This window comes from Spirochaetia bacterium 38H-sp (assembly GCA_039023545.1).
GTDB classification, from domain to species: Bacteria; Spirochaetota; Spirochaetia; order Winmispirales; family Winmispiraceae; genus Rarispira; species Rarispira pelagica.
In genome coordinates this window covers 695,684-719,763 of the sequence record JBCHKQ010000001.1, presented here as the reverse complement: position 1 = coordinate 719,763, position 24,080 = coordinate 695,684, and the positions used below count along the sequence as shown (strand labels likewise).

The following is a 24,080-nucleotide window of genomic DNA, read 5'->3' as shown; positions in this document are numbered from 1 at the left end:
TTAATTACCAGAATCCTTGAGATGAGAAAAGCCTTTCTTAAGCAAAAGCTCAAATTTCTCAGAAGAAACCGGCTTGGAAAAATAAAACCCCTGGAAAAGCTGACACCCCTCGTTGATAAGAAAATCAAGCTGCCCTCTTGACTCGACCCCCTCCGCTAGGCTCACAAGATTAAGAGACCTTGCAATACCAATAACAGCCCTTACAATGCTTTGCTGGGAAAGATCAACTTCAAGGTTCTCCAAAAAAGAACGATCGATCTTGACAGTATCAAAAGGGAAACGCTGAATATATGCAAGAGAAGAGTATCCCGTACCAAAATCATCAATAGAAAACTTTATCCCCAGAGATTTCAGCTCCTGCATCTTGGCAATAGCCTCCTCCGGATTTTCCATAAGGACACCCTCTGTAACCTCCAGCTTAAGGAAACGTCCATCAATGGCAAGAGATTTTAAAATACCAGCAACCCTAAAAGTAAGATCATGCAGTTTAAACTGGGGAGGAGACAAATTAACGGATACAAACAGATCGCTATATCCATCATCATGCCATCTTTTTAGTTGCTTGCAAGCCTGATAAAGAGTCCATTGCCCGATAACAGTAATATCCCCTGTCTGCTCAACAAGAGGAATAAACCTGGCAGGATTAACATTACCAAAGGCAGCACTATTCCATCTAATAAGCGCCTCACAACCTGTTATATGATAAGAAGCATCCACAATAGGCTGATAATACATATCAAACTCTTCAAAGCCATTGCTTATAACCTGTTTTACCTGGTCCAGTATAAGGTCTTCTTCAAGATGCTTTCTGCCTATCTCATCCTCATATAAAAGTACCCTTCTTGCAGAAGAATAGATATCAGCCATAGCCATAGCCAAAAATTCTATGAGAAGAGGAAAAGTATTGCCATGATCCGGATAAATCACAATACTGATATAACAGCCAAACTGCACATCACTTGCCGGAGGCTCCTGGGGCATAGAAACCTCTTCTACGATTTCATTAGCAATCTTTATAGCCTCCTGGGCATCAGAGACATGCCTTGCAAGAAAAAACTCATCCAGCCTATCCCCCTGGTAAAGTCCTCCTCCAGTAACACGCAAGATTCTATGAGCAGTCTTAAATAACAGGACCCTTGAGCGATCTCTATTATTCTGTATTCTTGCATATTTATCGTCAAGCCGTATCAAGAACAGAGCGAGCTTCTTCCCTCTAGAATCAGAAGCAGCTTTTAAGTCGGAAAACTTCTTTTCCAAGTAGCGTCTTACAGGCAATCCAGTATCTGGATTAAGATTTATCAGCCTCTCCATCTCTTTATAATGGTCAAGCTTTTCTTCATATTCTTTCCTAAGCTCATTAGCCTTTAAAAAAGCAGAAAGAACCTTTTTTGAGATATCATCAGGCAAACCGTATTCTTTAAATATGGACTCAAGCTCACTCAACTTCATAGAAAAAGTATAATAGCTTTGCACTCTCAATACAACAATTGACAGGCTTTTATTTCCTTGACAATAACAGATATAGAAAGGATAATTAAACCATGACTCAACTTCCATTGATAATCACACTTGTTGTTGTACTTGCAGTACTTGCAACAATAGCAATCTACATTAACATAACAACATCTACTGATGAAGACGGTAAAAAAAAGAAACCCAAGAAGAAAAAAAAGAATAAAAACGTGCTTATAAAAGAAGCTCAAAGAAAGCTGGCACAAAACCCTAAAGATCCTAGGGCATTAAAAACCCTTGCAGATATATACTATGAGGATAACATTTGGGCAAAGGCATATACAATGTACAGCCTGCTTTCCGAATTATGTGCAACAAACCCAGAGCTTGACGAATTTGAGATATCAAGCAGACAAGGAATATGCGCTTTTAAACTTAATAAAACAGAAGAAGCATATAGAGCCCTGGCTGTAGCATATAAGCTAAGACAAAATAGTTTTGAAGTCCTATTCCATCTGGGAGCACTAGAACAAAAAAGAGGCAATGCAGAACATGCGATAAAGCTTCTGTTAAAAGCAAATGAGATGGTGCCTTCTCATATAGAGACAAAAAGATATCTTGCCATAGCCCTTTACAATATTCACAAATACAAAGAAGCACTGACAATAGCACGGCAGATTATAGACCAATTTCCGGATGATAAAGAATTCCTCTTTGCATATGCGGATTCTATGCTTATGACAGGAAAGAAAGACCAAGCGATTGCCATCCTATCACATCTAAAGATTGACCCTGTATGGGGACCCAAAGCTGCTTACAAGGCAGGAACCACACATCTTTCTCAGCATAAGTACGACAGAGCAATAGCGGATATGGAGATAGGCCTGCGACATGAAGTGATTGATACCACCCTAAGGCTGGAAATGTCATATAAACTGGCACAGGCATATATCGCAAAAAAAGAAGTAAAAAAAGCTGTAGAACATCTTAGGAACATACAGAGAATCAACCCCCGCTACAAAGACGTAGAAAAATTAATAAATTACTACAGCGAACTGAATCAAAACCAAAATCTCAAGACTTATCTTATATCCTCTCCGCCGGATTTTCTTACTCTCTGCAGAAAAATAATAGCAGCATATTTTCCGGGTGCCTTTGTAAAAGTAAATAACATGAGTATGGTTACATCTGAGTATGCAGATCTTGTCTGCGAAGTAGATGCAAGGAAATGGCAGGACACCATATTGTTCAGATTTATGCGTACGACAGGAGTAGTAGGAGAACTATCTATAAGGGACTTTCATGCAAGGCTAAAGGATACAAGAGCGGATAGAGGAATATGTATAAGCGCAGGAGATTTTTCTCAGGAAGCAAAAAAATTCGTAGAAGCAAGACTTATAGATCTCCTTCCCAAGTCAGAACTTTTAAAAATTTTAAAGAAGGTAGACAGCAGAACAGGTCTATAATTTATAGTTCTCGGCAAGAATAATACTTCTCTGCTCTTCTAATCCTGGAACAGATATTTTTTCTACAGAGACTTTCTCAAACATGTTAAGAAGATATTTTGCCTCTATCTCTGCCTTATCGGTTTTACCTTTATATAATATGATATTACCTTCCGATTTAAGAACAGAACACAGAAGAGCAGAAATATTATCCGAGAGGGGAGAAAATGCTCTTGCAGTAATCATATCCGCCTTTTTATCCAGATCTTCCAGTCGCATATTAGCAACAGAACAATTGTCAATCTCTATTTCGCAAATAACTGCCTCTAGAAAAGCAGCTCTTTTCTGTCTTGGTTCAACAAGTACAAAGGAGACATCTTCCATAAAGAGGGCAAGAGGTATACCAGGCAATCCAGCACCGGAACCTATATCAAAAACAGCGGAGGGCTGATATTTTTTAAAATAAGAAAGTCCCGCAAGGCTGTCATATATATGTTTTATAAGCAATTCTTCGCCTCTTGCAGATACAAGATTGATATGTTTTGCCCACTTTTCTAAAAGCTTGATATAGGTAAGGAGCCTCTCTATTTTCTTTTGTGAAGGCTCTATTCCCATAATGGCAAAATCGGAATGAATTCTTTCCTTGATAAAATCGTTATTCATTTTTCTGCCTTGGTACATAAAGAAGCAGGGCTGCAATGTCAGACTTCCTTATGCCAGATATTCTGGAAGCCTGACCAATAGAGAGAGGTCTTATCTCGCTCAGTTTTTCTACTGCCTCCTTTGATAAGCCTTCTGCTTTTTTGTAGTCAAAGTTGGCAGGGATTTTCATATTTTCCATTTTTCTAAAACGTTCCACCTCTCTCATCTCACGTGCAAGATATCCCTCGTACTTTATATCGAGAAGAGCGTTTTCTATCCATCCCTGATTAAGAGAATAAGTGTTGGCAAGATATATACTTACTTCATCAAGGTTTATATTGGGATCCTTTACCGCATTATATAGTGTTTTACCAAAGTGAGTACTTATTATATCCTTATCTAGAACAGGTGCAAGTTGGGAATCCACCTTTTGTTTTTGCAGTAGATCTTTTATATAATCAATAGTTTTGACTTTTTCTTTAAACCTCTCATAGTACTCTTCTGGAACAAGTCCAGCTTTGTAAGCCCTGGGAGTGAGCCTTATATCAGCTGTATCATGACGTAAAGCGAGTCTGTATTCCGCCCTGGAAGTAAACATCCTATACGGTTCCTTTGTTCCTTTTGTAACCAGATCATCTATAAGGACGCCGATATAAGCCTCGTCTCTTCCCAATACAAGAGGCTTCTCTCCTGCCAAGGATAAAGCCGCATTTATACCTGCAATAAGCCCTTGAGCTGCAGCTTCTTCGTATCCTGATGTACCGTTAGTCTGTCCTGCTATAAACAGTCCTTCTATTAGCTTGGTCTCCAGACTTGGATAGAGTTGTGTGGGGTCTACAAAGTCATATTCCACAGCATAACCAGGTCTCATTATGACTGCATGTTCAAGCCCAACGATACTGTGTATAAAAGCTTCCTGTACATCTTCCGGCAGAGAGGAGGATATTCCGTTGAGATACATTTCCTCGGTATTAAGCCCTTCTGGCTCCACAAAGACCTGATGTCTGTCTCTATCCGGGAATTTTACAATCTTATCTTCTATGGATGGACAATACCTCGGGCCTTTTCCTACTATTTTGCCACTATATAGCGGAGATCTATGCATATTATCGCTTATTATCTTATGTGTTTTTTCATTGGTGTATGTGATATAACAGGAAACTTGAGGCCTTTCCACCTTATCGTAGGCAAAAGAAAAAGGCTGCACCCGAATATCTCCGGGCTGCTCTTCTATCCTGTCAAAGTCCACACTGCTTCTTAAAACCCTAGCAGGGGTTCCTGTCTTAAGTCTACCAAGTCTAAATCCGAGTCTTCTAAGAGATTTCCCCAAACCTTTTGCAGCTTTTTCTCCCAGTCTTCCCCCGTCTTCTTCATACTCTCCTATAAAAATCTTACCCTCCATAAAGGTTCCTGTTGTAAGGACAATTTTTTTGCAATATATTTTCTTGCCTCTCGCAGTAACCACTCCCCTTATACTGTTTTTATCTACAATAAGATCCACAACAGTATCTTGAAACAAAAAGAGATCTCTTTGTTTCTCAAGTGTCCATTTTGCAAGTGAGGAGTATGCTAGTTTATCAGCCTGCGCACGTGGAGACTGTACGGCAGGACCTCTGCTTTTGTTTAGCATTCTAAACTGAATCATGGTACTGTCTATAAGCCTTGCCATTTGTCCGCCAAGGGCATCTATTTCTCTTACAAGATTACCTTTGGATAATCCGCCTATTGCAGGATTACAGGACATTCTGGCTATGGTATCCAATTGCTGTGTTATGAGTAGACAGGTATATCCTAGTCTGCTGGCAGCAAGAGCTGCTTCTACTCCAGCATGACCACCGCCTATCACAATTATATCCGTATCCATATATCCTCACTTACCTACACAAAAGTTACAAAAAATTTGCTCTAGAATATCTTCCGAGTTTATCTCTCCTGTCAATTCTCCTAGAGAGTTTAATGCTGCCCTCAAAGGAACAGCCACTATATCCAATGGTTCTCCATTTGATATGGCGTCCAAAGCATGAAAAAGGGCATCCATGCTTTCCTCAAGACATCTTTTTTGTCTATCGGAGTCTATTACAATAGTATGCGTGTCTTCAACAGCTGCTATAGAGACACTTCTGATTATTGCATCTTCAAGTTCTTTAAAACCTTCTCCTGTCTTACAGCTGAGAGGGATAAAGCCAGCAGGGGGGGATTTTTTGCTCAGATCTGTTTTATTCCATACCTTTATAATCTTTTTGATTTTTTCTATACTAGATATGTTATCATCATCTTCATCAGTAATACCTATTGTAGAATCCACGATATATATTACAAGATTGGAACTTTCCATCAACAGTCTGCTTCTTTTTATTCCTTCTGCTTCTATTGGATCTTCTGATTTTCTTATTCCAGCAGTGTCATATAACAATACTGGCATCCCTTTTATTGAGAGCCATGATTCCAGATAATCTCTGGTAGTCCCGTGTATATCAGAGACAATTGCTCTGTCTTCTTTTAACATAAGATTGAATAGTGAAGATTTTCCCGCATTTGTGTTTCCGGCTAAGGCTATCTTTATTCCTTCTTTGAGTATTCTTCCTGTTTTGTATGTTCCAAGAAGATTTTTTATTCTCTCAATGGAGTCCGTGAGCTTGTCGGTGTTTATATTAATATTTGCGTCTTCTTCCGGATAATCAAGCATAAGTTCTACTTGTGCAATTGTGGACAAGATTTCCTGTTTTATACTGTCAATCTCGGAGAAGAGTTTTCCTTCCAGCTTATGTAGTGCAAGTTCTCTGGCTTGTTCTGTCTTTGCTGATACGATTTCTTGCACAGCTTCTGCCCTGGTAAGATCCATTTTTCTGTTTATAAAGGCGCGCAAGGTAAATTCTCCCGGCTCAGCTTCTCTGAATCCATTTGTATATAGAATGTTTAATATCCTCTGTATGCCTACCGGATTACCGTGGCAGTTTATCTCTGCAGAGTTCTCTCCGGTGTAAGAATTAGGAGCTTTGAATATGCTTATAAGTACTTCATCTATTTTTTCTTCTGTTGCAGGGTCTATGATATGACCGTAGATTATAGTATATCCTTCTGTAGCAGAAGGTTTTTTTTTGCCTTTAAAAATCTTGTCCAGATTAATTAGGCTATCTCTTCCGCTCAATCGTATTATTGCTATGGCACTCTTTCCCCAAGGGGTAGCAAGAGCTGCTATGTTATCATCGAGTTGATACATTGCTGTCCTCTATGTAATCAGAATATGTAAAGATAACTTTTTTTTTAAGTGTTGTCAAAAAAGGGATACCGCAAAGCGGTATCCCTTTCGGTATTATGTTCTTGGTTTTATATCAGGGAAGCTTTTTTAATACTTCTTCTGCCAAGCTTTCTCCAAGGCTGCCAAAGGCTGCAGAGAGGGCAGAATCCACGGAGCTTCCTCTCGCACGCTTAAATCCCTCTACACTGGCAAGAATACGGCCGGTTTCCAGGTCATAAACTTTTATCCGACCTATTACTTTGACTATAACGTTATTGCCGTCTTTTGAAAACTCATCAAGCTGAGATGTCCCAAGGATTATGCGCTTTACTTTGCCGATCTTCTTTATCTGCTTGATTACCGCGTCTTCTCCGCTTGTGACAAGAAGTGAGGCCATGTCAGGGAGTCTCTCCAGAGTATAGCCTTGGTCCGATAAAGAAGAGGTAAACCCTGTGGCTGTGTGCTGGAGTCCCAACAGATTGCCTGCGGCATCCATCTCGCTTATGACAACTGCTGTTGGAATTTTTCTGGAGACAGAATCAATAAAATAGTAAAATCTTGTTTCTTTTGATAGCAAAAGCTGGTTAAGCTCGTCGACCTGTGTTGAGTAACTGGAAGGAAGATTGTCAAAGAGCTCGGTTTTGCTGCTGAGGTCTAATCTTACTATGACTTCTCCTTTTCCTGGTTTTCCAGGATTTTCTATGGAGAATGAAAAATAGCCGTTGTCATCTGTTATTACGGAGTCTGTAATAATCCTTGTTTTGCCGGACGGGCTGGTAGCTCTGTAAGATATGGTTAGCTGGACATTGGGCACACCTTCTAGACTACTGCCTATTTTATTGATAACCCTTCCCTCAAACTGTGAAGGAAATGGCTTGCCAACCATTGCTGTGAGGTTATCGCTTGTCTTTTCTATCTCAAGTCCTATAAGTGCATTTATAGCTTTATCCAGATTGCGGTTAAATCTTATCTCTTTATTTTTAAGGCTGGAATCGGCTGCAGCCCTTGCAGCATCCAGATATGCAGCTGCCGCTTCAAAATATCTGCCGGAATCGATAAAGCTGTCACCTTTACCCTCTGGCACGGCTATTGCGTCATATCTTTCTTTGAAAAGAGCTTCCAGCCTTTCTTTTTCTTTTATCAATTCTCTCTTCTCATAGCGAGCAAGAATATATATTGTTATGCCGTTTTCATCTTTATACCAATATCTGTCAATGACTTTAAAGCCACTCATTCTGGCATCAGAGCTCTGTTTGACAGTCTGCTTTATAGAGGTTTCAAGTTCATCCAGACCAGCTTTTACTTCTGCTGTACTGTCCGCACTTATCTCCACACCCATAAATCTGACAATTTCAGATATAAGGGTTGATGTGGCCAAATCTTCTGCATTTGCTCTATTGCCGGATTCATCAGAGGCATAGCCTATAAAATATTCATAATTATCATCGCCGGCTGGCGGGTTTAATACCCAATCAGGCGGCTCTTCTTTCCCGACACCCCCCTGACTCTGACAAGATACAAACGCTAAAAAGATAAAAATCGTTGCTAACAGTGTTATTTTTTTTACTTTATTTTTATACATAAGTTCCTCCTTGACCCAAGGGAAGTCGGAAAAGAAGGCACACCTTACGGTGTGCCGGATTATTGTTATAACTTAAACTTAAAAACCTTCGTTAAAAGCTTCTTTTACCCTTTGTCTTGCTGTCTTTTCCTCTTCTGACTTGGGCTTATTCTTATTGTCGGCATCTTCAAGTGCTTTCCTTACCATCTCATCCAGTGTTTCTTTCTCTACACCGTATAAAGCAAGAAAAGTATATGCATCCTCGTCTACAGAACCATCTTCTTTGTAATATCTCATCTGAACCCAGTAATCAGCAAGTTTCCTGTAGCCTGTTACAGTTGCTTCCGCAAGAACTTTGGTAACAGCTTCCATATAAACCTCAAGCTTATCAAGATCTCCGGCTGCTGCACCAGCAAACTTTTGCTGTACTCTTGTGCTTACTATACGTGCTATTTCTGTTGCAGCCTGCATGTTTTCTACATAAAGTCTTGCACCTTCCAAGTCCTGGGCCTTGGGAGACTCAAACTTAAAAAGATACATCCCCTCATACTCAGGGAGTTTCTCAAGCTCTGTTACATCCATTGTTACCCAATCGGGAACATCCTTACCCCATTTATAATCCTTATGGTCAATGATGTCAGGCTTCTTTGCCACAGGCTTTACCTCAGGTTTTGGACTTGCCTGAGGCTCTTCTTTTGCCTTAGGAGCGCTCGGACAGCCAATAAAAACCAAGGATAACGCGGCAATAGCCATTAGAATTAATACAACCTTCTTCATACAGTCCTCCTGTGAGGTTTCTTTGTTCTCAGGACTATTCCAGTCCCGTATCGAAAGTCAACGACTTTCCTCTTATTACCACGGGCTCAATATACTCCATGCCCGGTATGGAATCAGAAACATCGTAGATAAGCTCTTCCAGCTCCTCCACGCTACCAAGAAAATATACAGCAAATTTTGTCTCTTCACTTGATTGGTAGATTGTTTTTATATCTTTTACCTTATCTTTATTCCTCAGTTTGCTCCTAAAACGTGCTATGGTTTTTTGGTCCGGTGTGGACTGCAAAACAAGATCATACTGGATACCATCTCTGTACTTTCCGGAAAGAACATTTCTTGTCTGTTTTACCGCAGCAGCCATTGCTTTGTACACAGTAGACTGTAGTGCATTGGATATGGCATCAAACTCGGAAACCTTGCTAAAAGTCCTTGGACTGCTGTAAGGAATAGCTCCCAGGAGAACACCCGTAGATGCTTCAAAAATCTTGAGTGTAACCTTTGCACTGCCATAATACTTGTCATCCTTGCTCTGTCCCTCTGTGACAGCATCAAGCTCTATATAGACATCCGCATTGAGTTTCTGAGCTATCCACTGTATGAGAGACAGCTCTTTACCTGTCTCTTCCTCGTACAAGAGCTGTTGATCATTTTTAAGCTTTTCTATCTGCTCAAGATCTATCAGAGAATACCCCTGAGAAAGTAGATAATTATTTGCCATACTTATGGCTGATTTTATGAGAAACTCGTCTTCTGCACTCTTCTCGTCAAAATATACCATATAGGTAAGCTTATCCAAATAATTGCTCAAAAATTCTTCTTCCTCGGGACTCAGTTTTTCAGGTTTGAAAGGAGGCAGTGGCTCATCCCGCATCTCATCTTCTACCAACTCTTTTGCACGTCCATCTTTAGCGTCCGCACCTGCTTCTGTGGCAATTGCATTGGCATCTAGAACCTTCTTTATGGCATCAAGCCTTACTCTAATTTTTAACTCATACACATAATTGGGTTCGTCTATGGTGCCTGTATTATCCTTTTTTAACGTTTCTAGCGTGTCCATGTACAAATAGGCATTGGGGTTGGAAGTATCGAACAATACCTTCTTTATCCTCTCCATATTGTTTGCCAATGCCTCTCGCCCAATAAGTATCTCAACACCTTTTCTTATTGCATCAATCTTAGCACGTGAGAGAGCCTGACCTAGGCTTTCCCCTTCTCCATGGCCTGTCACAACATCATTAACTGCCGGACTGGCAGGCCTAGAAGGAGACCGCGAGGGCGCACTAGCACAAGAGACAAAAAAGGACATAATTATAAAACCAAGCAATGCGATCTTTCTTAAACTCCTCATAAACCCCTCCGTTTATTATTTGAAAACAACAGAAAAAGAAAACGACGGACCATAATAAGTTCTTGTAAAATCTATAAGATCCCCCAAAACCTCATCCGCCATGCCAAACCACATAGTAAATCCAGGCTCAATAGCAATCTTTATGTCACGCGTTATAAGATAACTCAGAGAGACAAAAGCCTTACCCCCCAAATGCGTATAAACAAGCATCCCTTCTTTTTCTCTCACCTTGTCATCAAGAGGCAAAAGCCCCCCCAATCCCACAACAACAGTAGGGGATATCTGTAGTCTTCCAAGATAAATATTATTAACCTCAGCTCCTATATACATCTGAATGGGAAGATAATCAAAAATCATAGTGATAAGAGAGCCCAACCTCAGAGGAGCTTCAATACCCAAGGTGGGACGAGTTGCAAAGAAACCTCTTGTAGCAGTAAACCTCATACCAAGAGAAGCCACATCTTCATCTCTCTTTGCATTGGCAGGTGCATAAACATAAGTAAAATAAGGCATAAACTCAATACCAGTTCTTGGAACCTCCTTGATCTGATCTCCTACCACAGGAGAGTGAGAGACATACAGAGGAATCGCTACAGAATAATCATCCTGCACTTCCTTTATCAAAAGAAGCCCTCCCTCATTTACACGCTCCTTGCCAATTGCAGAGACACCCACATCAAGCAATGCAAATTCATCACCTGGCATGATACCCATATTTTTACCAAACTCAAGATAAATCTCACCGCCATCAACATCTATTATGGTAGAACGCAGCACAAAAACTTTTCTCAACTCATACTCAAGCTGGGGTCCCAGATAAGAAACAGCAGTGTTTACCGCATCTGCTCTTGACTCATCCATCTCCTGTCCAGATATCTTAAACTGTCCCTCTATCTTATCATCTTCCACATTGTAGACAGTTATAGAGGCCTCTACGGTACAGGTGTACACACCCTCACTTTTCTCAAGCTCAAAAAAAGTCAATCTGGGAATAATAATGATAAAACTGCTGACAAGACGCTTAAAATCAGCCTCTGTAAAAGCAGCCTGTCCCATGAGAACTTCCTCGGGGATCTCAGCATCTACTTCCTTATATTCCCTGATTTTGTCTATAAACTCTTCCACAGAAGAAGAATCAATAGTCTGGGAGTACCCCGCAATCTCAAAGCGTCCCATGGAAAAAACAGTTTCCTGTATCACGGAGTACACAGAAGAAAGCACCTCCTTGGGCACCCTCCCCGCAGCATTTTCAAGCTGGAAAATAGCAATCTCTTTTTTCTGCGATATTTCCTGAGAAAAAGCATACTGCACTACAAGCAAAAGAATGATAAGAGAAAACAAAACTCTTTTCATACACCCTCCATCCTTTTTTAGAAAGTATAATTCCATTTAGTTCAAAAATCCAAGACAAACAGAAAAAATATAAGAGCAATCAACCATTATCATAATAAAAAAAGATTTATATCGAGAGTAAGTAGTGCAACCATAAAACAAAAAACAGGAGTAATATAATAATTGCTAAATGTGTCCATGGAGACACTAGGGATAATATTTTAAAGTAAGAAAATAAGAAAGATATAGCTTATTATGTCTATATGGACCAAAAGCAAAAAAACTATTTTATAGCTCAGCATCTTCCCTATCCACCTTGTTGGTTTAATGAGGGAACTCTATCTTTAATAGCTACAGTGGTTTTCTCCTCCTTTAGCGTAAATCGTTGTATATAGTTTTGTAAAAGCTCTATGTTTTTCCAGGAAGACTCCATTATGGAGGTTATATGCTGGAGAGCTTTTTCCTCTAAAACAGCACTTTCTTCAAAGCCTATAGCAAGCTCCATGATATCAGCTTTTGTAGCGTCCACTTCCTTTATTTTTTCTTCTATGCTCAAAGCTTTCTGTGCCAGAGTCTCTGCAATCTCCAACACATTTGTTGCTGTTTTTTCTGTGGCAGCTGCTGCCTGCAATATTTTATTATTCCTTTCTTTAATATTAATCATCCTGTCTATGACAGCTTCCATTGATGTCGTCCATTTATCTATAGCTCCACGTATGTTCTTAAAACCCATATAAGCAGAATCACTTGCTGCCAATACCTCCTGCATATCATAATTTACAGTAGATAAAAGCTTTTTTATTTTCTCAGAATACTCTGTTGTTGATTCCGCTAGGGCTTTTATCTGAGCTGCAACGACAGCAAAACCTCGTCCGTATTGTCCGGCATGAGCACTTTCTATTGATGCATTTATGGATAAAATATTTGTCTGTTCTGCTATAGAATCTATAATATCTATTATCTCCATAACAGAATAAATCCTGTTTGACATATTTCTTATCCCAGCAAGATTATCAGCTATCTTGTTTTCTCCGTCATCAACAACAGATAAAAGAGCAGAAGCAATTTGCTTCTGTTCATTAGCCAGATTGGAAGTAGCTTTAACCTCAAAATCAAGTTCTTCCATAAGTTTTCTGACATCAGAACTTCTGTTCTGCTGTTCTAGACTATGTTTCATAAGAGAATCAGATATTGATGAAATAACTCCGGAATCAAAAGATACATAATCCATATCTGTATCCAAAACAGATAATAATTCTCCTATATGCATGCTACCTGTGAGAATTTGACGCATTGTTGAAGAAAAAGAGATAATCTTTTCCCCCAATAAATTATACAATCCCCTTATTTCGGCATAAGATTTTTTTATATCCCTTATCATATGCTCAAGACTCTCTACAGTGGCACCTAGATGCATACTTATCTCAGCAAGCTCATCCTTTTTTCTATCCATAGAAGAATACAAGAGTCTGCCGTTACGCACATCCCGCATAAATCCCTCTATAGAAATTATCCTTCCAGAAACAGAACGACCGAGTTTAAAAGATATATAAGAACCTGTTATGACGAGAAGAAGCAGCATAATAAAGATTCCATATTTGACCGCGGATATATTCTTTATTTCTTTAGAATATATCAGTGTTACCATATGCAAAAATGCATCATACCCATACAACATTTCTGACATAGAATGCTTTACAGCCATAGATAAAGCAGAACTAATACTTTCTTTTTTCTCTATAACAAATTTGAGAGTATCCATTTGGGAGGATAAGTCTTCCCATAGCTTTTTTAGAACATTTATTTCATGTATCCATTTGTCATTGTTTATAAAAGGGAAAACAGGATGAGAAAAAAGCCTCCCTATATCGGAAGAAGCATCGAGATAACTTTTTTTCCATTCCGATTCTATTAGTCTGGGACTTATAACAGAATCAGAAAGAAGCATACGAGATTTGTTATCTAGATTCTGAAGAGCTGTGATAGCAACATATGCGTCACGTTCTATCTTAGAAGAAAGCCATATTTTATTATCTACTATTATAAAAAAAAGAAGACTAATAAGATATATACCGCCCAACCCAAGACTCAGTAAATAAAACCAAGTTTTCAATCTCATATAAATATTCCTCCGGATACATTTCTATCAAAAACTTAAAAAGCACTGACAAAGAGTAAAAACATTCTTTGTGCTATCAGCTCAAAAACAATACCTTGGACAGAAGATATATCGCAGAAAGCAGCATAAAAAGCAGTTTTTTTGAATTCATATTTACTCCTACAATACTATATAAGGAATAAACAGAACATTTATTAGGATAGGATAAAACGGATATTAAAAAAGACAAAAAATACGTTAAAAATCAGTTAAACTTTCTAGAACACAATGTTGTAAATATAGACCCGCCTTTTGCAAGCTGACTGCTTATAAGAGAAACAGACACAGGGGAGAATCTTCCACTATGAGAAAAATCAGGGATTTTCATATCACTCGAGACAGCAGTACCTCTTCTGATATATGCAACTGTAATATGTGGTCTATATTTACGTCCATCAACAATAAAACCATCTATGGCAAGCTCTTTTCTTAAAGCCTTTTCCATTATATAGATATTTTTATCAGGGTTACCTACCTCTATTGCGACTGCAGAGGGTCTTTTATAAGAAGGGAAAAAGATTGTTTTTTTTGCAGTAAGAATTATCTTATCCGGAAAATCGAGATAAAATAAAATATCACTGAGAGCTGATATCCTTTCTTCTTCTATATCTCCCAGAAAAGCAAGAGTAATATGAAGATTTTCTTTTTTAAGAGGACGGAAGGTGTCCGTATCAAGCGATTTTTGATATTTATAAAGCTTCTCTTTAAACTCATCATCAAGGTCAAAAGCAAAAAAAAGCCTTAACTTTGCCACGACACTTACCTTTTCTTAGCAGAATACCAGTAAAAAGCAGAAAGAGTTATAGCATTGCACATGGGAGGATAGCCCATATTCTTTTCCACATACGATTCCGGAATAAGCTCACACTCTACATGCTCAAACTCATCAAGCTCAAGCTCACCTACTTTTCTAAGCCCCGTAGCAAGAAAAGTATGAGAAGTATTGTTAAGAAATGCTGGATTGGGTCTTATTTCTCCTATCTTTTTTATACATTCTGCAACATAACCCGTTTCTTCTCTAAGCTCTCTTATAGCAGCATCAAGCGGTGTCTCTCCGGGGTCTAAGATACCAGCAGGAAACTCCAGAGTAAGCTCGCCTATACCATGCCTAAACTGCCACACCATTAAAAAGAATCTCTCTCCATCTTTTTCTATAACAGGAACAATATTGACCCAATCCTTGCTATCAATAACACAAAACTCGGATTCTTGTCCATGGATATTTCTCCTCCTAACACTTTTAAGAGAAAATATACGCGTATCAGTGAGTGGTTTTTCCTCTACATCCTCCCATATAAGTCTCTTTTTATTGCTATCCATAATCACTCCTCTCTAGGGTATTTATAAATCTTCCCCTCTCTGCTCCTAAAATAATACCAGTTATCATCCACGTATTCTACAGAAGAACGAGAAAGAGCAATTTTTCCCCCTCCTCCAGGGAGATCAAGGGCAAAAACAGGCAAAGCAAGCCCAGATAATCTACAAGAAAGCTTCTCATATAAAGAAAAGCTCCTTTCAAGAGGCACTCTAAAGTGAGAAGTCCCAGCTGCAAGATCTCCCTGCAAAAGATAATAAGGCTTTACACCTATTCTTAGAAGAGAAGAAAAAAGCTCCTCTAGAATAGTAATATTATCATTTATATCTCTAAGAAGGACAGTTTGATTTGCAACAGGAATACCAGCATCGATAAATAAAGAAAGGACATTAGAAGCTCTATCCGTAAGTTCTGCGGGATGATTAATATGACTAATCAGCCATATAGGTTTAAAATCCCGTATTGCATCTATAAGAGACTCATCGATTCTATCCGGCAAAAAAACAGGAACTCTGGAGCCTATCCTCACAATAACATCCCTACGCACATTTCTGATAGAAGACAGGACAGAAACAAGCTTGCTATTTGCAAGCATCAAAGGGTCGCCACCAGATAGTAATATCTCCCTTATATTGTCGTGCCTTGCAATATACCCGACAATATCCTGCAATTCTTCTTTGCTTATATCGCTGCTGCCTGAGGCAGTAAAATGCCGCCTAAAGCAAAAACGACAATAAGAAGCACATCTGTCGGTAACAAGAATAAGAACTCTATCATCATATCTGTGCACAAGCCTTTTTACAGGCATATTTCTGTTATCACAAAGAGGATCAGAATCTTCGTAATCAAGAACAACATTCTCCATTTCCGACGGAAAAACCTGTCTTGCAAGCTCAGGACAATCATCTGCAAGCCTTTTAAAATAAGAAGAAACAAAAAAAGGCAGCTCCATCTCTCCTCCCAAAACAATTCTGCCATTTTCACATAATAGATACAAGTCTAAAATTATGTAATGATAACAAAAGAAAAGCAATGTATAATCCCTTATAGGAGGAAAAAATGAAGAAAAAAATCATTATCGCATTATTGCTCGTTCTTATCACAATATTCTCTGCACAAGCTCAGGAATCAGGCCTTGGCCTTGGAATAATACTCGGAGAACCCACAGGATTGAGCCTCAAGATGTGGATTGCAGATCTTATGGCAATAGATGCCGCAGCATCATGGTCATTTGTAGGAAAGGGCTCCATATATATTCACGGAGACTATCTTTTACACATATTTGATATAATACCTACTCCCAAGGAAATGGGGACATTCCACTTTCAATACGGAATAGGAGGCAGAATACAAATAGCAGATAACCCTATTGCAGGAATAAGATTTCCCTTTGGACTAAGCTATTATTTTAAAAGAATCCCACTGGAAATGGCAATAGAACTTGCACCCATAATAGACATACTGCCTGCAACACAATTCTCTGCAAACGCGGGATTTATAATACGCTATTATTTCCCGTTATCTCCGAGATAAAAGAACAATTTGACAATACATATATTTATCAATATATTGACTAAGAAAACAAACCACAGGAGATAATAATGGAGAAAAAAAGACTTGGTAATTCTGACATGGATATAACAAGAATAGGTCTCGGAGCATGGGCAATAGGCGGCAGTTGGCGATGGGGCTGGGGACATCAGGACGAAAAAGACTCCATAAGAACCATACACAAGGCACTGGACTCAGGAATCAACTGGATAGACACAGCACCTGCCTACGGATTGGGAACATCAGAAAAAGTAATAGGCAAAGCTCTCAAAGAAAGGAACGACAAACCATACATATTTACAAAATGTGGAATACTCTGGGACAATAAAGGCAAAGCATGGCAAGAAATATCAAGAAAAACAATCCTCAAGGAAATTGACGAGAGCCTTACAAGACTGGGCGTAGACGTAATAGACCTGTATCAGATCCACTGGCCAAATCCGGATAAAAATATAGAAGAAGCATGGGAAACCCTTGCAGAAATAAAAGAACAGGGGAAAGTACGCTATATAGGGGTATCCAACTTTTCCGTAGAACAGTTAAAAAGAGCAGAAAAAATAGCACCAATAACAAGCCTGCAGCCCCCATACTCAATACTCAGGAGAGACATAGAAAAAGAAATCCTTCCCCACTGTCAGGAAAAAAACATAGGAGTAATAGTCTATTCCCCCATGGCATCCGGACTATTGACAGGAAAAGTCACAGAAGAATGGGTTGCATCACTCCCCGACGATGACTGGAGAAAACAAGCAGACGACTTCCGTCAACCCAGACTCGCAAGGAACCTAGCACTGGTAGAAATCCTCCGAGATATAGCAAAAAAGCATAACAGCACCATCGCAGAAACAGCTATAGCCTGGACACTAAAGCACCCCGCAGTTACAGCAGCCATTGTCGGAATGAGAAGACCGGATCAGGTGGACGGAGTAACAGGCGCACCCGGAGTACAATTGGACAACGAAGACCTAGAAAGAATAGAAACATTTATAAAACAAAATCCATAAAACAAAAACAACATAATACCGAACGCAGGGGACGCCAAAGCTTCCCCTGCTGCCTTCGGCAGAAACTCCAATATACAAGCCAAACTGGCAGTTATTTATTATTCTCTCTCAAAGCCCTTTCAAACTCATTCCAGACCTTTTCCTTATCTAGAGGCTGGGGAGCAGAAACAACCTTAGTAGTCTTACGAGAAGAATCTCTATCAGTCTTATAACCATACACATTACGATTCTTAAGCCCTGAAGTCCTCTTTTGTTTCTTCTCAGGACTTCTTTGCATAGCAGAAGAAGGCTCCGATACAGACCTCAATGCAATCCTGTTAAACCGCTCCTTATAAGTACCATATCTGCCAGTTATATACCATATTATCTGCTTGATTATACCCAGTCTAGAAAAAGCCCTGTCAAAAAGCAGCTGGACATCAACAGCAAAAATCTCAACAAGAGGCTTATACTTCATGGAATTGGGAAGGAAATAGCGCTCCAGATGCCTTTTAAGATAAGCAAGGTCATGAGTATCCGTCTGATGTCTGATAGTATCTATAATTATCTCCGCAAACAACCTTGGCTTGGATAAAATCTCCGCAATAAAAGGAGCATGAGCAGCCACCCTTTCCTTAAGATCCTCCTCAAGATTCTGTAAGCTGATAAAAGTAACATGCCTAGCCTTATTATTGGTACGTATAATCTCCTCCATAAGAAAACTGTACTCATCAAAAAGCAAGCGTGAGAGCTCCTCAAAGCGACCTGCAGTATAAGCATAAAGATTATGCTTATGAATATATGACTTATTGATATATATCACAGGAGGAAGCTTAGTATAATCCTTAATAGAACTATACTTCTCCAAGAACTCCTTCTTAACAGCCTCAAAGCGTTCCCCATATTTCTTCTCAAGAACACTAATCATCCGCATAAAAGTCTCAGAAGAAACAGGCTCCTTATACTGCTCCCTAAGCTGCTCACAAAGAGCTTCAAAATCAGCCTTTTTCTCAGACTCCTCCTTTTTCTTTCTCTCCGTTGCCTCTATCTGATTCTTTAAAATAACATGTAAAACCCTGGCAGCAATAAAAAGCACGGGAGCAACCAGTATACGCTTATTATCTCCTGTATCCCTATCATAAGCAACAAGAGAAGAAGAAATATCTAACCAACCAGAAGTAGAACGCCCTGACAAAACAGTCTTAATATTGGAGAGAGTAGTATTCTTGTATCTTGCAAAATCCGCAAGAAAATTGGTATTCTCCATTGCAGAAATTATCAGATTTCTGCAATGAATCCCCAAAATATTAAAAGTATCAGGAGTGATATAAAGACGTTCCTTACCAAGAGACAGCATAACAGCAAAAGACTCGGGTACATTATCAAAAAGATAATCCTTTACAAAACGCGACTCATCTATCTCCACAACAATATCCTCTGGGAAAACAAAACCATGCTCTGCAAAATAAGAAGCAAGAGGGAGCTCCCCCCTAGATTCCACATACTGTCTATACATAGTATTCCTTACGACATAATAACAAAACCTATAATCGTTCTGCTCTGTTAGAACAATATACTTTTTCTCAAGCTGTCCATCCTCAAGCTCATAAACATAAGTGCCATACCTGTTGGCATACAGTTTATCCATAAGCCCATCAAGCTCTGGCCGGACATTCTTTATACGAGAAGCCTGCAAGTCTACAAAATGAGTATAAGGAATTTCGGCACGCCAACTCATACACAAAGAATGGAAAAGCTCTCTCTCCACCGGACTAAAAGTACCTAGCTGAGAGAGAAAAGCTTCTCTCTCGTGCTCTCTAAGACGGGCATAAGCAGGAGAATATACCGCCTGCTCTCTGATATTATCAGTCATAACCTCTCCCCACATCATTTTACCCCATCATCCAAAATGCTACAAGTAAAGAAAAAGACAATTAATACCGAACGGCGGAACAGCCTACGTCAGTCCCGCCTTTTTTTGGAGGAAAGAAACTCTATCTGTCATAAGTAATACAAAATTCTGCTTCTATTTGCTTCAAAAAGATACAACCCCCTGTAAAAAAAATCGATAACACGTTATATTCTGCATATGGCATTAAACTGTGGAATAGTAGGATTACCCAACGTAGGAAAGTCAACAATTTTTTCTGCAATAACAAGTGCACCCGCAGAAGCAGCAAACTACCCCTTCTGTACAATAGATCCCAACGTGGGAATAGTAAACGTCCCGGACAATAGGCTTTATAGGATAGCCGAGTTTATACCTCCGGAAAAAATAATACCAGCAACAATGGAGTTTGTAGACATAGCAGGGCTAGTAAAAGGAGCATCCGAGGGAGAAGGACTTGGCAATAAGTTTCTATCACACATAAGGGAAGTGGGAATAATAGCACACATAGTACGCTGTTTTGACGATCCCGATGTTGTACATGTGAGTGGCAAAGTTAACCCTCTGGAAGACATAGAAACAATAACAACCGAGCTAGCACTAGCGGACCTCGATACAGTACACAAAAGACTGGCAAAACTGGAAAAACAAAAAAAAGCTCACGATAAAACGCAGGCAAAACAGGCAGAAATAACAATCCCTATTCTGGAAAGGATATCAAAACATCTTTCCACAGGCCAGCCAGCAAGGACATTGGGCCTTGATAAAGAAGAACTTGCTCTCATATCGGATCTTTTTCTTCTTACCACTAAAAAGCAGATATACGTCTGCAACGTATCGGAACAGGATATCAATAAAGAAGACAATACATATGTAAAACAGGTAAAAGAACTTGCAAAGACAGAGAATGCGGACGTTCTGGTATTATGTGGAAAACTGGAAGCAGAAATAGCAGCTCTTGACAATCCAGAAGAAAGAAAAATATTCCTAGAGGAAGCAGGCCTTGTAGAGCCTGCACTCAATCAGCTCATAAGAGCAGCTTATCATACACTAGGTCTCAGGACATTTTTTACTGCTGGCCCCAAAGAGGTGCGGGCTTGGACTTTTCCAGAAGGTATCACGGCACAAAAAGCAGCAGGCATTATACATTCTGATTTTGAAAAGGGTTTTATCAAGGCAGAAGTATACCACTGTGAAGACCTTTTTACTCTTGGTTCAGAGCAAAAGGTAAAGGAAGCCGGAAAGCTTAGAATGGAAGGTCGAGATTATATAGTAAAAGATGGCGATATTATGTTCTTTAAATTCAATGTATAAAACTATTCTATCATGCTATAATATGCCCCTTTAAAAAAAGGGGCAGCCTGTGATGGCTGCCCCGTTCGGTATAATGTTATTTTTTTATTTTAAATAATGTGCAATGTTATATATGTATATTTTTCCGCTGGCTGTAGGTACGTATATCCACTCTCCCCTTGCATGCGGGGCAGCACTAGCTGCTTCTCCCATATAAAGCTCGGCTAGGGTTGCACCGCTTGACTGCTCGCAAAGCTTGAGCTTTCCGTCTTCTGAGGGATATACAAGTAAGCTGCCGGTTATGGCTGGGGAAGCTGCTGCTCCGGAAATGGTATAAGAAACTTTTCCGTCAGCAGGAGAAACCGCATAAATTTTATGTTCATTAAAGATATATATTTTTTCTCCTACAACTGGTTCTGTGAAGCTGCTCAAATCCCCTGTTATCTTGTTCTTCCACGATAGGGATAGGCTCTTAGTATCCAGACTCATAAGGGTTCCACGTCTGTCAATCACATAAAGGCTATCTCCCTTTACTACTGGGCTTATTGCGACTGGCTGGACAAGGCTTGTATCCACACTCTCGATATTGTTGTCTTTGAGGGATATTTTTAGCAGCTTCCCTCGCTCGGTAACGATATAGGCGTAGCCGTTTATTATAGCAGGGGACATTCTGGAAGACTCAGGCAGAGATATTTCTCTGTGTTTCTGCCCAGTGCTAGCATTGAGTACAAGCAGTCTGTCATCCTCGGGATAAAGGAGTATATTTTCATCCGCTACAATATGACGACCAAAGATATGTGCAGCTTTGCCGGTAAGGTCCTGTCTGTAAACAGGTGCACCGGAGATAATGTCAAGTATGACAAATTCTTTGGGACCAGAGACATACACTCTGTCTTTATTTATAACAGGCAAAATGTTTTCGTTATTATTGTTCTTGGTTGGAAAACTCCACAACAACCTTCCTTCAGAAGACACAGCCCATATTGTTCCTGTCTTGTCCACACCAATAATCGTGCCTCTGTTTCCTACTATGCTCCTTACAAAGGTTTTTGCACCTGGTATTTGCTTTGACGCAACAAGCGGTCTGGGAGTAAGTACTACGTTTATAATATCTTCTTGGGTCTCCGATAGATTAAACGCATGGGGAGCATAGCCCGGACGCTTTACTATGAGCTCAATATTGTTAGAATCAGGTTTTATATCTGCTTCTCCCGTACCTACTTCTCTTTTACCTAGAAAAATCTTTGCATCTTCTGGAGAAACCTTGACTTTGATAGATTCTCTTTGCTTTTTGAGCACTATCTTTTTTTCTGCAGGCAGATTATCTGCAAGCTCCAAGCTTAATCTCTCCGGTTGATATCCATTGGCTTTTACTTCTATGTTGAGGCTATCTCCCTTTTTTCCGGATATCTCAGCAAAGCCTTTGCCAACAAGCTCATCACCTATGTATATTTCTGCTTCTGTAGGTTCTACAGTAAGTCTTATGCTTAGCGATTTTTCCTCAGGAACAAGTACTATTTTTTTACTTATATTATTGCTGACATCAAGCTGCAGTGTTTCTGTCCTATATCCTTCTTTCTCAATTCTTACACTGAGTTTTTCACCTTTTTTGATTTTTGACGTGTATTCCCCTTGCGCAACATTCTTATTGTTTATAAATATTCTGGCATCAGAAGGTTCTGCCTTGAGCATAATATCCATAAGAGGTTTTTCTTCTTTTTTAAGCTTTACTTTTATGGATTTTCCTCCACTATCAGGCAGGTCTATATCCAGAGTCTGGCCAATATATCCTTCTCTTCTTATACTTACAGATAAGGACGTTCCTGGATCAAAGAGTTTCTGGAACTTTCCTCCAGATATTTTGCCTATCCCATTGATAATGATCTCAGAATCACGCGGCTCTACTTCCAGCAGGAAAGCCACGGGTTTTTTCTGCTCTTTTTCTATCTCAACAGCTGCATAAACCTTCATTTCATCTGCTGCTTCAAGAGCTTCTTTGTGTTCATCCGATATTGGATTTATATCCTCTTTTACAGAAGCAAAATATACGGACGATTTTTTTATCTCATCCCGGCTCACGGATATATTCTCAGATACAGCACTCTCTACTGCTTTTACAGGTTCTGCCGGTTCCACAAGCTCCATGTCCTGTTTTTCTATCTTATCAAGGATCTCTTTTTTCTCCGGATTGTCGTTTGCTTTCTTTATGGCTTCCGAATTGACTACGGCCTTTACTTTTGCAATTACTTCTGCTGTCTGTTTTGCTTCTTCCGGTTCTATTTTTATTTCCTGATCGGGCAGAACAAGAGGTGCATTATCCTCTATTTCTGCTACAAGAGCGACCATTTCCTCACCTGCTATCTCGGCTTTATCTTTTACAACATCCATATCAATAGGAGCAGGTATGACCCTTACAGCTCCTTCTTTTACAGCAAGTTGAGTTTTTCCCTCTTTATCCGTCTTGACTCTAAACGCTGTTCCTCTTACTCCACATGTTGTAGTAGGAGTCCTGACCTTAAAACGCTCGTTTCCCACAAGTTTTTCTACCTTGGCAACAAGAGAACCTTCAGAAACCCCTACTCTGGCATCCATATCCCCGCCAGAACCAACAAGCCTCTCCATCGCAACAACAGTGTTATAATCCAGCCTTACTACAGCTCTTTCTCCAAACTGGAGTTCGCAGATACCGTCCTCTGTTTTGATCTCATCTCCAAGAGTAAGAATATCACCTATGAAAACAGGTTCCCAGTTTTCATCCTGTTTGTAGTACACATTACCTTCCACATATATAACACTGACTTCGCCTGTCTCGGGGAGACTTATCTCCTCTACTGGTGTTTCCTCTACCACAGGTTGAGAAATACTTTCTTTATCTGTTTTAGAACAGGAAAAGAGTAAGATAATGGTGAAAATAACCAACAGAAGATACATTTTTTTCATACAGGGCTCCTTGAGACCTCTTTATTGTTATATTATAGCATCTTTTTTAAATAATAACCACAATTCTGTTTTCCTGACTGAAGAACATGGTATATAAATCTATTTCTATTTTAAACTTGTGAGATTTTAAAATCTATTCTATAATTTAGGCTGATAC

Annotated in this window: 18 protein-coding genes; 4 read left to right on the top strand and 14 right to left on the bottom strand. The window is 39.5% G+C overall.

Annotated features, from left to right (window positions below; genetic code table 11):
• Entirely contained in the window at positions 1-1,449 is a 1,449-nt protein-coding gene (locus WKV44_03075; protein MEM5947519.1) for a GGDEF domain-containing phosphodiesterase, read from the bottom strand.
• A gap of 92 nt (positions 1,450-1,541) precedes the next feature.
• Between WKV44_03075 and WKV44_03070 the strand changes: the two genes are divergently transcribed.
• Positions 1,542-2,918, top strand: coding sequence for a tetratricopeptide repeat protein (locus WKV44_03070; GenBank protein MEM5947518.1), 1,377 nt, complete (start codon positions 1,542-1,544; stop codon positions 2,916-2,918).
• On the opposite strand, the gene rsmG is transcribed toward WKV44_03070, so the two are convergent.
• From rsmG to WKV44_03015, 11 genes are all read right to left on the bottom strand, one after another.
• A complete protein-coding gene (gene rsmG, locus WKV44_03065) occupies positions 2,913-3,560 on the bottom strand; it encodes a 16S rRNA (guanine(527)-N(7))-methyltransferase RsmG (protein MEM5947517.1) in 648 nt (215 codons plus the stop codon). The two genes, WKV44_03070 and rsmG, sit on opposite strands and share 6 nt — an antisense overlap.
• Positions 3,553-5,403 carry a tRNA uridine-5-carboxymethylaminomethyl(34) synthesis enzyme MnmG gene (mnmG, locus tag WKV44_03060; GenBank protein ID MEM5947516.1) on the bottom strand — a complete coding sequence of 617 codons (1,851 nt, stop codon included), beginning with the start codon at positions 5,401-5,403 and terminating at the stop codon, positions 3,553-3,555. Before mnmG ends, rsmG begins: the two co-directional genes overlap by 8 nt.
• A 6-nt stretch (positions 5,404-5,409) precedes the next feature.
• Positions 5,410-6,759, bottom strand: coding sequence for a tRNA uridine-5-carboxymethylaminomethyl(34) synthesis GTPase MnmE (mnmE, locus tag WKV44_03055; GenBank protein MEM5947515.1), 1,350 nt, complete (start codon positions 6,757-6,759; stop codon positions 5,410-5,412).
• A 112-nt stretch (positions 6,760-6,871) separates the two neighbouring features.
• On the bottom strand, positions 6,872-8,359 hold the full coding sequence (locus WKV44_03050; GenBank protein MEM5947514.1) for a hypothetical protein: 1,488 nt from the start codon (positions 8,357-8,359) through the stop codon (positions 6,872-6,874).
• 78 nt (positions 8,360-8,437) lie between these two features.
• The gene (locus tag WKV44_03045; GenBank protein MEM5947513.1) at positions 8,438-9,115 is read right to left on the bottom strand and encodes a hypothetical protein; all 678 of its coding nucleotides are present in this window, start codon (positions 9,113-9,115) and stop codon (positions 8,438-8,440) included.
• A 34-nt stretch (positions 9,116-9,149) separates the two neighbouring features.
• Positions 9,150-10,463 (bottom strand): DUF6175 family protein, encoded by a 1,314-nt coding sequence (locus WKV44_03040; GenBank protein ID MEM5947512.1) that lies wholly within the window; start codon positions 10,461-10,463, stop codon positions 9,150-9,152.
• Between the two features lie 15 nt (positions 10,464-10,478).
• Positions 10,479-11,816, bottom strand: coding sequence for a hypothetical protein (locus WKV44_03035; GenBank protein ID MEM5947511.1), 1,338 nt, complete (start codon positions 11,814-11,816; stop codon positions 10,479-10,481).
• Positions 11,817-12,102: 286 nt separating this feature from the next.
• On the bottom strand, positions 12,103-13,914 hold the full coding sequence (locus tag WKV44_03030; protein MEM5947510.1) for a methyl-accepting chemotaxis protein: 1,812 nt from the start codon (positions 13,912-13,914) through the stop codon (positions 12,103-12,105).
• A 244-nt stretch (positions 13,915-14,158) separates the two neighbouring features.
• Positions 14,159-14,707 (bottom strand): RNA 2',3'-cyclic phosphodiesterase, encoded by a 549-nt coding sequence (gene thpR / locus WKV44_03025; GenBank protein ID MEM5947509.1) that lies wholly within the window; start codon positions 14,705-14,707, stop codon positions 14,159-14,161.
• Between the two features lie 5 nt (positions 14,708-14,712).
• Positions 14,713-15,273 (bottom strand): NUDIX hydrolase, encoded by a 561-nt coding sequence (locus WKV44_03020; protein MEM5947508.1) that lies wholly within the window; start codon positions 15,271-15,273, stop codon positions 14,713-14,715.
• Between the two features lie 2 nt (positions 15,274-15,275).
• Complete coding sequence (locus WKV44_03015) at positions 15,276-16,220, bottom strand: KamA family radical SAM protein (protein ID MEM5947507.1); 945 nt, start codon at positions 16,218-16,220, stop codon at positions 15,276-15,278.
• A gap of 107 nt (positions 16,221-16,327) precedes the next feature.
• Here WKV44_03015 and WKV44_03010 point away from each other — a divergent pair, with 107 nt between their 5' ends.
• Together WKV44_03010 and WKV44_03005 are read left to right on the top strand one after the other, a co-directional pair.
• Positions 16,328-16,801, top strand: a complete 474-nt coding sequence (locus tag WKV44_03010) for a hypothetical protein (protein ID MEM5947506.1) — start codon at positions 16,328-16,330, stop codon at positions 16,799-16,801.
• Between the two features lie 68 nt (positions 16,802-16,869).
• Positions 16,870-17,823: an aldo/keto reductase gene (locus tag WKV44_03005; protein ID MEM5947505.1), complete on the top strand. Its 954-nt coding sequence runs from the start codon at positions 16,870-16,872 to the stop codon at positions 17,821-17,823.
• A gap of 91 nt (positions 17,824-17,914) precedes the next feature.
• On the opposite strand, the gene WKV44_03000 is transcribed toward WKV44_03005, so the two are convergent.
• Positions 17,915-19,675: a hypothetical protein gene (locus tag WKV44_03000; protein MEM5947504.1), complete on the bottom strand. Its 1,761-nt coding sequence runs from the start codon at positions 19,673-19,675 to the stop codon at positions 17,915-17,917.
• Positions 19,676-19,891: 216 nt separating this feature from the next.
• Between WKV44_03000 and ychF the strand changes: the two genes are divergently transcribed.
• The gene (ychF, locus tag WKV44_02995; protein ID MEM5947503.1) at positions 19,892-21,004 is read left to right on the top strand and encodes a redox-regulated ATPase YchF; all 1,113 of its coding nucleotides are present in this window, start codon (positions 19,892-19,894) and stop codon (positions 21,002-21,004) included.
• Between the two features lie 84 nt (positions 21,005-21,088).
• Here the strand turns inward: ychF and WKV44_02990 are convergent, their stop codons facing one another.
• A complete protein-coding gene (locus tag WKV44_02990; protein ID MEM5947502.1) occupies positions 21,089-23,923 on the bottom strand; it encodes a PQQ-binding-like beta-propeller repeat protein in 2,835 nt (944 codons plus the stop codon).
• Positions 23,924-24,080 lie beyond the last annotated feature (157 nt).